The sequence below is a fragment of the Schaalia radingae genome, from assembly GCF_900106055.1.
GTDB lineage: Bacteria > Actinomycetota > Actinomycetes > Actinomycetales > Actinomycetaceae > Pauljensenia > Pauljensenia radingae_A.
On record NZ_LT629792.1, the window covers coordinates 1,704,573 to 1,717,839 of the forward strand.

General features: G+C 59.3%; 10 protein-coding genes. 4 read left to right on the plus strand and 6 right to left on the minus strand.

What is annotated here, in order from left to right; translation table 11 throughout:
• Positions 1-21: 21 nt before the first annotated feature.
• The 3 genes from BLT69_RS07475 to BLT69_RS07485 all read right to left on the minus strand — a co-directional run bounded on the left by BLT69_RS07475 (position 22) and on the right by BLT69_RS07485 (position 5,066).
• Positions 22-2,382: a 6-phosphofructokinase gene (locus BLT69_RS07475; protein WP_257590293.1), complete on the minus strand. Its 2,361-nt coding sequence runs from the start codon at positions 2,380-2,382 to the stop codon at positions 22-24.
• 758 nt (positions 2,383-3,140) lie between these two features.
• Positions 3,141-4,358 (minus strand): NADP-dependent isocitrate dehydrogenase, encoded by a 1,218-nt coding sequence (locus tag BLT69_RS07480; RefSeq protein ID WP_070724904.1) that lies wholly within the window; start codon positions 4,356-4,358, stop codon positions 3,141-3,143.
• Positions 4,359-4,745: 387 nt separating this feature from the next.
• Positions 4,746-5,066, minus strand: a complete 321-nt coding sequence (locus BLT69_RS07485; RefSeq protein WP_058237106.1) for a DUF3017 domain-containing protein — start codon at positions 5,064-5,066, stop codon at positions 4,746-4,748.
• A gap of 303 nt (positions 5,067-5,369) precedes the next feature.
• Here BLT69_RS07485 and pta point away from each other — a divergent pair, with 303 nt between their 5' ends.
• The 4 genes from pta to BLT69_RS07500 all read left to right on the plus strand — a co-directional run bounded on the left by pta (position 5,370) and on the right by BLT69_RS07500 (position 8,775).
• Positions 5,370-6,872, plus strand: a complete 1,503-nt coding sequence (gene pta / locus BLT69_RS07490) for a phosphate acetyltransferase (RefSeq protein ID WP_092648754.1) — start codon at positions 5,370-5,372, stop codon at positions 6,870-6,872.
• Between the two features lie 91 nt (positions 6,873-6,963).
• Positions 6,964-8,169 carry an acetate/propionate family kinase gene (locus BLT69_RS07495; RefSeq protein ID WP_058237108.1) on the plus strand — a complete coding sequence of 402 codons (1,206 nt, stop codon included), beginning with the start codon at positions 6,964-6,966 and terminating at the stop codon, positions 8,167-8,169.
• Between the two features lie 34 nt (positions 8,170-8,203).
• Complete coding sequence (locus tag BLT69_RS10835; RefSeq protein ID WP_157886380.1) at positions 8,204-8,359, plus strand: hypothetical protein; 156 nt, start codon at positions 8,204-8,206, stop codon at positions 8,357-8,359.
• Entirely contained in the window at positions 8,350-8,775 is a 426-nt protein-coding gene (locus tag BLT69_RS07500; protein ID WP_092648755.1) for a hypothetical protein, read from the plus strand. Before BLT69_RS10835 ends, BLT69_RS07500 begins: the two co-directional genes overlap by 10 nt.
• Before the next feature lie 60 nt (positions 8,776-8,835).
• Here BLT69_RS07500 and BLT69_RS07505 read toward each other — a convergent pair whose 3' ends face one another.
• The 3 genes from BLT69_RS07505 to BLT69_RS07515 form a co-directional block, all read right to left on the minus strand.
• Complete coding sequence (locus BLT69_RS07505; protein WP_092648756.1) at positions 8,836-10,179, minus strand: MFS transporter; 1,344 nt, start codon at positions 10,177-10,179, stop codon at positions 8,836-8,838.
• Positions 10,180-10,478: 299 nt separating this feature from the next.
• A complete protein-coding gene (locus tag BLT69_RS07510) occupies positions 10,479-11,867 on the minus strand; it encodes a class II fumarate hydratase (protein WP_058237111.1) in 1,389 nt (462 codons plus the stop codon).
• 160 nt (positions 11,868-12,027) lie between these two features.
• The gene (locus BLT69_RS07515) at positions 12,028-13,071 is read right to left on the minus strand and encodes a LacI family DNA-binding transcriptional regulator (protein WP_092648757.1); all 1,044 of its coding nucleotides are present in this window, start codon (positions 13,069-13,071) and stop codon (positions 12,028-12,030) included.
• Positions 13,072-13,267: the final 196 nt, after the last annotated feature.

Below are 13,267 nucleotides of genomic sequence, written 5' to 3' on the forward strand. Positions count from 1 at the left end.
TGGGTCACAGTGCCGCAGCGCTCACTCGCCATCAGCTGGAACAGGCTCAGCCAGCGAGATCGACACGTCGGCCAGTGGTGTATCTGAATGCTCCAAGGATACGGCAGACAGCACGGGCAGCAGTTCGAGCCACCATTGTTCAATTGGCCTGCGGTTCTCAGAGTCCAAATCAGCTGACATTGATTCTACCGGCCGCGCCTCAATGTCGTTTTCAATCATCCCGATATAGACCGCGCGGTGGTCATCAGCATCAAACTGTTCAGCCAGGTGCTTCAATGCGTAATACACGAGCCTTGTGGCGAGCAGTCGGTCAAAGGGAGTCGGTGCTCCTCCCTGCTGCAGATGGCCGAGGGCGGAGTCACGCACGTCGAAAAGCCCTTGACCTTCAGCTTCGAACACTGAGGCGAGGAATTCTCGGTCATAATGCGCGGACACTTCTTCATTGACAACCACCAGGAACAGGCGCCGACCTTCTTCGAACGCTCTGCGCATGCGCTTGGCGTCCTTGTCCAGATCGGCCAAGTCGAAATTGCGCTCATGGATGTAGGCGTATTCGGCGCCGGTCGCCATCGCGGCCATGAGGGTGAGGTAGCCGCAACGCCTGCCCATCGTCTCGGCAACAAAGCAGCGCCTCGACGCGGCAGCCGATTCCTTGATACGGTCCAGCGCCCACACAGCATTGTTCAGCGCGGTGTCAGCACCAATAGACAGCTCCGCGCCGGGAAGATTGTTGTCAATTGAGGCCGGCACCAGGATCATCGGAATCTTGAACGCTGGGTATCGTACCCGCTCAGCAGTCATATGTTGGACTGCCAGGTACGCGTTCAGTCCTCCGATAATGACGAGGGCGTCGATGCGGTTGCGTTCGATTGCACGGCCAATCTCATAGAACTGTTCCACTGTCGGAATCGCGCGGCGAGTGCCCAGCTCCGCTCCACCGTGGAAGGCCCAGCCTTCTACGTCAGACCACGTGAGATCGCGGACTCTCCCATCCATCAGGCCTGACCATGATCCGTCAACGCCCAGCATCCGCCAGCCTCGTGCGATACCCAGACGAACCGCTGCGCGAGCTGCAGTGTTCATACCAGGTGCCAGTCCGCCGACATGCAGGATCGCGACTCGTTTCGCGTCGTCTGCAATCGTGATGTCAACCGGAGGCGCTGACAGTATCTCATTGACTTCCAGCATGGTTGAGAACGAGGAACCTCGCGCCTGCTGCGCTGCCGTGTAGTCGCCAGCCGCGATCATCGCTTTGACGGAGCGTGTGCGTTTAATTGCTCTGGTGAGCGGAATACGAGTGACGCGATTGTGGCGCACGCCCAGCACACATGGGGAAAAATCGTCGCCTGCTTTCACAAGTTCCTGGACGGCTGCGTATCCGAGCAGTGTCGACATCCAACGGTCGTATGCCGAGGGTGATCCGCCTCGCTGAGTGTGGCCCGGGATTGTGATGCGGGGGTCTTCGCCTGTTCCTTCACGTAACGCGTCGGCCACGTTTTGCGTGGTGATTGGTTCGCCGTCTTGGTCGGTGGCTCCTTCTGCGACGAGGATCATCGATTCGCGTCGTCCGGCTGCACGTCCTGCGAGGAGCTTGGAGCACATGTCTTCCTGCCAGCCGGGGCCTGCCGGGTTTTCCGGCGTGAATACATAATCCGCGCCGCCTGCCACTGCCGACATGAGCGGGAGGTACCCGCAATGCCTGCCCATTACTTCGATGATGAAGGTACGTTGGTGCGATGCCGCGGTGGAGGATATGTGATCGATGGCGTCGATGATGCGGTGCAGCGCGGTGTCCGCACCGATCGTCATATCTGTGCCGACCAGGTCGTTGTCGATGGATCCAACCAGGCCGACCACCCGAAGGTACTCATGGCGGCGGGCGTCCTCATCGCTGATTTCCCCCTCGTCGCGAAGCTCACGGATGTGTTGGGGCCACTCGTCCTGAAATTCTTCTGAGCCTGACAGGGAGCCGTCGCCGCCGATGGTGACGAGCCGGTCGATTCCGTTCCTGACAAGGTTCAGGACTGCGCGGTGGCGCCCCTCGTACTCGCGGAATTCGTCGCACCGTGCTGTGCCGATGATGGTTCCGCCTTCAGCGAGGATGCCTGACGCGTCTGACCATCCCATTTCCTTGATGGCGTCTCCGCCGCTGACAGCACCTGCCCACCCTTCCATAATGGCGTAGGGGTGCGCCCCGCGGGCCAGGCAGCTGCGAACAACGGCGCGCACGGCTCCGTTCATTCCTGGAGCGTCACCACCAGACGTGAGGACGCCGATTCGCGGAGCATCAGGATCTGTGTCGACCTGCGGCGTATTGGGATCATGCGTATTCGACGAATTATCGAGGGTCATTGCCTCGGTGCTGGTTGGCTCAGTCGACATGAAGTTCCTCCAAAATCGTACCGGTGCATCTGCGTTGCTGGCCTCGCAGGTCACGAAGTTCAGCATGCCCGTAACTAGACTACCGTCAATTGGCCCGATGGGGCATCTCGCAATTGCCCGCTCATCGTGTCAGTGACGGCCAACGCGGCGCCAGTGAATTCTCGCTTCACCATTGCGACACGCGTTCCTCCCTTCGCCCGTTTCTTTCCCCCTCACTTTCCCCCCCTCGCCCCTCTTCATTCCCCTGCCCCCTCACGCCGTTGCCCTTTTCACCCCTCTCCTTCTCTTTGCCCTCTTCGCCCCCTTCGCCCCCTTCGCCCCCTTCTGTCGATCAGGACGAGGTACGAGGGTGACCTGATCAGCTTTCATCACCATCGATGCAGTTCAGAGCGGTTCGCCTGAAAAAGAGTTACCAGTTCAGCCGCCCAGATCGACAGTTGTGTAAGTGGAGGGGATGGGTGGAATGGTCTCGCATCAGATCGACAGTTGTGTAAGTGACGGGGATGGGAGGAGTGGTCTCGCATCAGATCGACAGGTGAGTATATGGGAGGGCGCCAACAATGCGTAGTAGACGAGGACTGCGCGCGAGTGCACCGACTATGCACACCAGCACAGGACACCGACTATGCACACCAGCACAGGACACCGACTATGCACACCTACACGACAGGCCGCCGCTTACATCGACACACCGCATGAAAGAGCGGCGCAGCATCTGCCGTGGACACTGCGCCGCTCCTTCAGGTAACAGCTACGAGCTACTTCAATCGCGCCTGCAAGTTTTCGTCCAGAGCTGTCAGGAACTCTTCCGTTGTCAACCACTGCTGATCCGGTCCGATCAGTCGTGCCAGATCCTTCGTCATTTGGCCGCCCTCGACAGTCTTGATGACGACGTCTTCAAGGGTCTGCGCAAACTCGGTCACTTCCGGCGTTGAGTCCAGCTTGCCGCGGTGTGCCAGGCCTCGGGTCCACGCGAAAATCGAGGCAATCGGGTTGGTGGAAGTCGGCTTGCCAGCCTGATGCTGACGGTAGTGGCGCGTGACTGTTCCGTGAGCGGCCTCGGCCTCCATCGTCTTGCCATCTGGGGTGAGCAGAACTGACGTCATGAGGCCCAGGGAGCCGAATCCCTGTGCAACGGTGTCGGATTGGACGTCTCCGTCATAGTTCTTACACGCCCAGATGTATCCGCCTTCCCATTTCAGTGACGAGGCGACCATGTCGTCGATCAGACGGTGCTCGTACGTCAGTCCTGCTTTTTCAAACTCGGCCTTGAATTCGTGGTCGAAAATGTCCTGGAAGATGTCTTTGAATGCCCCATCGTAGGCCTTCAAAATGGTGTTCTTCGTTGACAGGTAGACGGGGTATCCGCGCTGCAGTCCGTATGCGAATGAGGCGCGCGCAAAGTCGGCAATCGATTCGTTGAAGTTGTACATGCCCATGGCAACGCCGCCACCCTCGGGCACCTTGACGACCTCATGTTCGATGGGCTCAGATCCGTCTTCAGGGGTAAAGGTAATCGTGACCGTGCCGGCCGAGGGGATCTTGAAGTCTGTTGCGCGGTACTGATCGCCAAATGCGTGACGTCCCACAACGATTGGCTTGGTCCATCCAGGAACAAGGCGCGGAACGTTCGAGATGATGATGGGTTCGCGGAAAATGACGCCACCGAGGATGTTGCGAATCGTGCCGTTGGGAGAACGCCACATCTTCTTCAAACCGAATTCTTCGACACGCGCCTCGTCAGGAGTGATGGTGGCGCATTTGACGCCGACACCGTGTTCCTGGATAGCGTGCGCTGCATCGATCGTCACCTGGTCGTCGGTGGCATCGCGGTTCTGGATCGACAGGTCGTAGTAGCGCAAGTCGACGTCCAAGTACGGGTGGATGAGGCGATCTTTGATGAATTGCCAGATGATCCGTGTCATTTCATCGCCGTCAAGTTCGACGATTGGTCCTTGTACCTTAATGGTTGACATTGTCGGACTGCTCCTTACGGTCTTCAGATCTTCGCAATCAGCACGCCATCTGCAGCGCGCGCGGTGATGTGGTTCACCTAAAAAGAAGATTACTCGATATCGAGATATCTTTCAGCACTCTGGCAGATTTTTGCTCTCGATGGCCGGCTTCGCGCGTGGCACCCGGGCTGGTGTGATTTCTGGCGAGGGATGCAGGGCTTTGACAAGCGAAGATTGTGACGATGAGTGCAGGGCCTGGGCAGGCAAAGATTTTGCCGAGGGATGCTGGGCCTGAGCTGGAGACAGTTGCAGAAGTGAGCCGACGGGGCACATCAAATCTAGCTGGCCAGGGCTGCAGAACCCGAGCTTTCAGTGGCGAAGGAATCCGACTGGCGGAGCTCGCCACACCTAGCTGGCGACGGTCGCAGTAAAGGGCGAGAGGAACCAGATGGCGCTCGCCAAACCGGCGTACAACGCGACGTCGAAGAAGCGGCGACGCGAGCCGAACCACACAGGAGTCGGCCATATCGCCCGCGTTACAGCAAAGGCATACAACATCACAATCAGCACAACCACCGCCCGATGCGGATGGTCGAACAGCGTGAAGACCACCATCGTCACCACGCCGAGGCACGTCAAAATAATCGTCGCGGTTCGCAGTATCGCGTTCGCGCGACGATCAAGCGGATGCGTCCGACCGTGCTCGGAGCCGGCTTCAGATGTATTCATTGCCTTTACTGTATCGGCTCTGCCTCGTCACACCTACTGCGCCACATCAAGTGACAGAGTCGGCACCGTGCACGCCACCTGAACAAGGCAGCACACACGAACAATCCATGCGTCGCGCACACATCCATCACAAAGACCTCAAAAGGAGACGCACACCACTGAAGTGCCCCAAACGTGGGCACATCCACAACGTTTTGCCCCAAGATTACGGCATGGGTCACGCTCGCGGCGATACCATGAAACCAGTGTCCCGTCGTCGCGAATCCGGTGAGGGACTTCCTCGTAGTAGAGCTAGGAGAGACAGTGACCGACCGCTACCTCGTCATTCAACCCGAACCTACCGTCAACGCTACACAGATATGCGATGACCTCGTATCTGCACTGGAAAAGGACCACTCAGTGACCCGTGCAGACACCCTCCTGGACACTTCCATCACAGAGGTTGCGCAGGACTCCGCTTCAGCTTTCGCTCACGTCATCAACGCCGTTCGCGCCGATTCATCCGACGTAACCCTGCTCGAACATGCAGACTTTTCCGCAGTGCCCACTTTCGATTCAATCGGATGGAGCCTTGACGTCGCAGCCTCCGTAGGTGCGCGCGTCATCCTCGTCCTCGATGCCGAGGGCGTCCCTGCTGACCTCGTGAGCGTGCAGGCCCAGGCGGCATGCGCTCGCGCCAGAGCCCACCACGCACAAGTCGTGGCACTGATCGTACCGGGTGTGCGCGCCGAATCCGTTTCATGCGAGCAGATCCCCGTCATTTCGGACCGCCTCGACCAGAACACCGTGGAGCAGATTACCTCGGCAAAACTGGCAGGTGTCGTGACCCCCGTGTCATTCCAGGCTGACCTCATTGATCGTGCCCGCGCGGATCGCCAGCGCATCGTCCTTCCTGAGCCTGATGACGATCGCGTCCTGCAGGCGGCTGCTGAGGTGCTCGAACTGGGCATTGCCGACATTATTCTGCTGGGCGATGAAGCTGCCATCCGCGAGCGCGCACAGCAGCTCAACCTTGATATCGCAGCCGCGCGAGTAGTGGCACTCGACGATGCTGAACTGGTGGAAAAGTACGCCGAAGAATTTGCTCGCCTGCGCGCTAAGAAGGGCATCACCATTGAGCAGGCCCGCGAGAAAATCCGCGACGTGTCCTACTTCGGCACGATGATGGTGCACATGGGCGATGCTGACGGCATGGTGTCCGGTGCAGCTCACACCACGGCTCACACAATTGTGCCCTCCTTCCAAATCATCAAGACGGCACCGGGCGTGTCGATCGTTTCCTCCGTGTTCCTCATGCTGATGAAGGATCGCGTGTGGGTCTTTGGCGACTGCGCTGTCAACCCGAACCCCACGCCAGAACAGATCGCTGACATCGCGATTTCATCGGCTAAGACTGCCGAGCAATTCGGCGTGGAACCGCGCGTCGCAATGCTGTCCTACTCGACGGGCACGTCCGGCTCCGGCCCCGATATCGACGCAACTGTGGAGGCCACGCGTCTTGCCCGAGAAAAGGCCCCCGAGCTGGCCATCGAAGGCCCGATTCAGTTCGATGCTGCGGTGGATCCGGCGGTTGCCGCCAAGAAGGCGCCCGATTCTGATGTTGCCGGCAAGGCGAACGTGTTCATCTTCCCGTCACTGAATGCCGGCAATATCGGCTACAAGGCCGTCCAGCGCTCGTCTGGCGCCGTGGCTGTCGGCCCGGTGCTGCAGGGCCTGAACAAGCCCGTCAACGATTTGTCTCGAGGAGCTTTGGTGGAAGACATCGTCAACACCATCGCTCTGACCGCTGTCCAGGCACAAGGCTGAGCAGTAGTCAGGTGGTGCGCCGCCACTCCAGGCGCACCACCAGATCCCATTTGTCACTATTTACGGAAACTTCCAACGAAAGGCCACCCGCGTGTCCACAGTTCTGGTCATCAACTCCGGATCGTCCTCCATTAAATATCAGCTGATCAACCCCGTGTCGGGAGACGTCCTCGCCAAAGGAATCGTCGAACGAATCGGTGAGCCGGTCGGCATCATCACGCACAAGCATGCGGGCGAGGAACTCGTTCGTAAAGAGCCGGTCCCCGATCACGGTGATGGGCTGCAGAAGGTTCTCGCCATTTTTGACGAGGTTGGCCCCACGCTTGCTGAAGCTGGGATTGTGGCCGTCGGCCACCGAATCGTGCAGGGCGGATCCTACTTCGATGGGCCCGCACTGGTGGACGATCATGTGCGCGCGTTGATTGAAAAGCTGTGCACACTGGCACCGTTGCACAACCCTGCACACCTCAAAGGCATCGATGTTGCGCGTGAGCTGATGCCCGACGTGCCGCACGTGGCAGTCTTTGACACCGCGTTCTTCCAGCATCTGCCCGAGGCGTCGGCAATGTATGCGATTGACCGCGATGTTGCCCGCCAGTACGGTATTCGCCGCTATGGTGCTCATGGCACGTCTCACCAGTTCGTCTCCGAAGAGGTTTCCAAGATGCTGGGCCGCGATGACCTCAAGCAGATTGTGCTGCACCTGGGCAACGGCGCGTCGGCCTCGGCCGTGGACAGCGGGCGCGCGATCGACACCTCGATGGGATTGACGCCTCTGGAGGGCCTGGTGATGGGCACTCGTTCAGGCGACATCGATCCAGCTGTTGTGTTCCACCTGCAGCGCGAAGCTGGCATGACAGTCGATCAGGTTGACGAATTCCTCAACAAGCGCTCCGGCATGAAGGGCATGACCGGCGAAGCTGACATGCGCACCAACTGGGAGCTCATTGAAAACGGTCCTGAGGAGATTTCCAAGCGCGCACGCGCGGGCATGGATGTGTACATTCATCGCCTGGTAAAGTATGTGGGCGCGTACTGGACGGAGCTGGGCGGACTGGACGCCTTGACGTTTACCGCTGGCATTGGCGAAAACGATCCGGGCGTGCGTGAAGAGCTATGTGATGCCCTCGCACCGTTCGGTGTGAAGATCAACCATGATCTGAACTGGGAAAACTGGCATGTCAAGGCTCCGATCGTCCTGTCACACCCTGATTCGTCAGTCACCGTTTTGTGCTACCCCACCAACGAGGAGCTGGCGATTGCACGTCAGGCTCTGAGCCTGGCTCAGCACGACTGAAAGAACAGGTTTCCGGAAGCGCTCCTGAGGAGACATGTCTGAGGTATTCCTCTCGGATCTGGCTCCTCGGGGCGTGACCGGATTCCCTTCCTCTGATATTCGGAGGAGGAACGATGAACCGATGGTGCTGCGCACAGATGTGATCGCTGCCCTGCGCATTGATACAGAAAGTACGGAGACATGGCTCTAGCTGTTTTCACCATCTTCGCGTGGGTCAGCGCGGCTATTTTGCTGGCTGCCGGCGGCTACCTTATCAACCAGGCCCGGCGTATTCGACGCCCTGGCCTCCCCATGGGATCATCGTGGGGTATCCCGATTGAAGAAGCGCGCGTCAGCGAAAGCGCATGGCGTGCCGCTCATCGTGCAGCGTGGCCACTGGTCGGTGCCGCCGGTATCATCTGTGCCGTCCACTCCATTGCAATCATCATGACGTTGTTGTTTATGGGCGACGATTTTTCTTCTTTTGTCCTGATCCTGATCTGCATGGGTCTGTTCACCGCTGCACTGGTGCAATGGTTGGCGCGTGCTGGAGCGAAGTCTGCGGCACGCGCAGCTGTGGCATCAGAATCTGACGTGGATTCTGACTCTAATTCTGACTCTGACTGAGCCGCGCCCAGCGCTGCTGCTCACTGAGAGGCACAGGCGCTTCGCTGGAAGTGCGGCGGCTTAGCTCAGTCGCCCTCGTCGATCGCGAGGGGCAATGATCCACGCCGTCGCCAATGTCAATGCGCCACTGACGGCAAGCACGGCCAGCACTGCCCGCAACGAAGTAGCTTCAACAATCATGCCCATGATCGGCGGCGACAGCAGAAACGCCAAGCGCATCAACCACGTCACGATTGTCAGTCCACTACCTGTTTTCATCCTGGGAATGTTGTCTGCCGCGTTCATGGCGATTGGCACAATTGCCGAGCATCCCGCACCGGCAAGAACCATCGCGAGGATCATCGTGGCCACATGCGGGTAGACGAAGGCAACAACACCGCCGACAAGCACCATGGCACCGCCTATGAAACTCGTCCCGCGCGCACCGATCGCGTCGATCACTTTGTCAGCAACGATTCGGCCGATGGCCTGCGAGAAGAGCAGCACGACAAACGCGAGTCCTGCAGCTCCACCGGGGATCCCCAGATAGTCGCGCATAATCAGAGCGGACCACGCGTTTCCGGCGTCTTCAACCAGCGTTCCTGAGATCGACAGGAATGTCAGCGTTGTGATGGCAACAAGAGTGCTGACGGCCACCGGACGTACCTGCTGCGTCTGAGTTGATTCCGCTTGGTCACTGGCGATATCGGGGCCTCCCGGTGTTGTGCGTCCCGACAATGTCATTGATTCGGCGTCGGTGATGCGTTCGATACGCTCCGGTACGTCATCGCTACCGGGAAGGGTGAAGCGGTACGCAGTGAATCCGACAATGATGAAGATCAGTGATGAGCCGGTCAGGTGCCAGCCCAGCGGAATGTGCAGCGAGGTGGCGAGGGAGCCCATGAGGCCGCCAGCCACTGCACCGATGGACCACGCCGCGTGGAAGGAATTAATGATGGAACGCCCATAGAGTTTCTGTACACGCAGGCCGTGGGCATTTTGTCCCACGTCGGTCACGGAGTCGAACGCGCCGCCAGAGAAAAACATGACGGCGTACAGTATGTAGACGGCAGTGGCCAGTGTTGTTCCGGTTGCCTGCGCGCCAAGGGAAGCGCGCCACGTGGCGATCAGTCCGACGATTGAGAGGAATACACCGATCCCCACGGTTCCCAGGCATGCTGTGCGAGCGGATGAAAAGCGGCGGATGAACGCTCCCGCCAGTGGTCCTGCGCAGATTGCTCCCAGTGGGAACAGTGCGATGGTCAGACCGTAAATTGAATCAGACAGCGCGAAGATGTCTTTGATTTCAGGGTACCTGGGTATCAGGTTCGAAAAAAGGGCACCGTTCGTGAAGAACAGCGCGGCGACAGCCAGGCGGGCTGCTCGTGCCTGCTGGAATGTCACTTTCTGATTCGGTGGGGGCACGTGTTCTCCTCAAGACCCGCACGGTAATTGACCTGTCGGTAGGACGCGTTCCATGCTAGTCCTTTCGCAGGGCAGGCGCGAGAAATCATGGCGCTTCGTCATGCTCATCGGACACAGTACCGTCTCCTGATGCTGCCGGGATAGTACCGGGATGACGCCAGATGATGCCGGGGGTTTTGCCGAGTGGTCGCTTGCATGCGACCACTCGGCGATTCAGCTGCCACGCAGACAACAAAACGAGGGCGACTCAGCAGAGCCGCCCTCGTTCCTGACTTCAGTCAGTGTGATTCACCAACGAATCAGAATGAACCGGTCATTGAGTGAACATCCAGAGCCTTGTCCAGCTGTTCTTCGGTCAGCTCACCACGCTCCACGAATCCCAGGTCAAGGGCTGCCTCACGCACTGTGATGCCCTTCTTGACGGAGTGCTTCGCGATCTTGGCAGCGTTTTCGTATCCGATCAGGCGGTTCAGCGGCGTCACGATTGACGGTGAGGACTGCGCCAGCGTCAGACAGCGCTCTTCGTCCGCCACGATGCCGTCAATGCAGCGTTCGGCCAGTACTGCCGTCACGTTGCCCACGATGTTGATCGACTGCAGCAGATTGGCGGCCATCACGGGCAGCATCACCAGCAGATCGAAGTTGCCCTGCGAACCGGCAAACGTGATCGCCGCATCGTTGCCAATGACCTGAGCGGCAACCTGCACAGTTGCTTCAGGCAGAACCGGATTGACCTTGCCGGGCATGATTGAGGAGCCTGGCTGCAAGTCGGGCAGGTGAATCTCACCAATACCGGCGCGCGGGCCGGAGCCCATCCACCGCAGATCGTTGGCGATCTTCACCAGCGACACAGCAACCGTGCGCAGCGCACCCGACAGTTCGACCAGCGAATCCTGAGCGGCCTGAGCCTCGAAGTGGTTGTCTGCTTCGCGCAATGGCAAACCGGTGTGCTCGGCGATCAGTTCGATCACTCGAGCCGAGAAGCCCTCCGGCGTGTTGATGCCGGTGCCTACGGCCGTACCGCCCAGCGGCAATTCAGCCAGGCGGGGCAGCGCTGCTTCAATGCGATCCAGGCCGTGCGAGATCTGTGCTGCATATCCGGAGAATTCCTGGCCCAGCATGATCGGTGTGGCATCCATCAGGTGGGTGCGGCCCGACTTGACGATATTGGCAAACTCTTTCGCCTTGGCGTCCAGCGAGGCGTGCAGTTTCTTCAGTCCTGGCTGCAGCACCTCAACGACCGCCTGATATGCGGCGATATGGATCGAAGAGGGGAACACGTCGTTGGAGGACTGCGAGGCGTTGACGTGGTCGTTCGGGTGAATCTCCTTACCGGAGGCACGGGTTGCCAGCGTGGCGATCACCTCGTTGGTGTTCATGTTTGACGACGTGCCCGAGCCGGTCTGGAAGATGTCGATCGGGAAGTTGTCGTCGTGCTGACCGGCGATGACCTCATCGGCGGCGGCAACGATGGCATCCGACGTTTCCTGGTCGATCACGCCGAGCTCCAGGTTGGCCAGCGCCGCTGCGCGCTTGATTTCGCCCAGAGCCGCAATGTGGTGGGAGTTCAGCCGCTCACCCGAGATCGGGAAGTTCTCCACTGCTCGCTGCGTCTGCGCGCGGTAGAGTGCGTCGGCGGGGACGCGAACCTCACCCATCGTGTCGTGCTCGATACGGTATTCAGTCATGAAAGCTCCTTGGGTGGAAAACTATGTCGTTCCTATTGTCCGTCATATTGCCCGCTTCGGCGAGGGACTTTCGTGGGACTGTCGGTGAAGCGCCTCGCACAGTCTGCCGTCGCGCGGATCGTACCTGCCCGAGCACGCTTGCTCCTCCGTCGCGCACAGGCTATTGACGAGGGCGGCCTTGTCCACCTGGCTCTGCCGTTGACTGGCGGACGATGAGGCGGGTTGGGACTGAACGCAGTGTCGGTGCGCCACCGTTGAGCATCTCAATAGCAAGGTCAACAGCATTGGCTCCCACTTTGTCCCAGTCTTGAATGACTGTGGTCAGCGGCGTCGGGAACTCCACTGCCTCGTCAATATTGTCAAAACCGATCAGCGAAACGTCCTCGGGAACGCGCAGACCGCGTTCTAGCAGGGCGCGAAATGCTCCCAGCGCCATCTGGTCGTTGGCCACGAAGATGGCGGTCGGCATGTCTGTGCGCTTCTCACACACCGCGTCAAGCAACGCGCTGCACGCCTGATAGCCCGATTGTGGACTCCAGTCACCGCGCCAGATGCGTCCTGCTGGAAGTTTAGATTCGGACAGTACCGCTTCATAGATGCGGCGTCGCGCCTGCGCGGAATAGGAGTCCGTCGGTCCGCTGATATGGTCAATGCGCCGGTGTCCCAGATCAATCAGGTGATGCATGGCGTCGCTTACGCCTGACGTTTGTTCGAAGTCAACGGCGCTTGCCTCGTCCCACAGGCGTGGCCCGAGGACGACCAGCGGGATGCCCTGCGGCAGGTGGAGAGCCGCGTCATCCTGGAATTGTGACGGGATAATGGCAATGGCAGCGTCCACAGTCATCTCACCGAGTTTGGTGAATGCGCCGTCAGTGGCGCGCCGAGTCGACGCCTGAAGCGGTATCAACGTGGTGGCGTATCCGCGCTCAGCTGCCGCCTCTGAAATGGCTTCAAGGGAACGGTAGTTCCCAACGTCGTGCAGGGAGTAGTACACCACTCCCAGGGTGTCGAACGAGCCGCGTTTCATGGCGCGTGCCGCACTGTTGGGTCTGTATCCCAGTTCTTTCATCGCTTCGAAGACTCGTTGGCGTTTGTCGTCGACAACGTAGGGTTCGCCGTTTGAGACGCGTGAAACGGTCTGCGGGGAAACACCCGCAAGTTTGGCGACATCAGCCATTGACGCGCGCTTGCGACGAACCGGCATCTCATGTCCTTTCAGTCATCTCACCCTTGACCGCGCGCACCGCATGTGATTGATCAATCATCGTCGACGGTCGAGGGGTCCAGACCGCCACGAACAGACGGCATCTGGACGCGTGACCAGCGTTCTTTCTTGAATGATAGCGTCATCAGATTCGTCAGGCGGCACTTGGTGACCTGCATAGTTTTGAAGTGTTTAC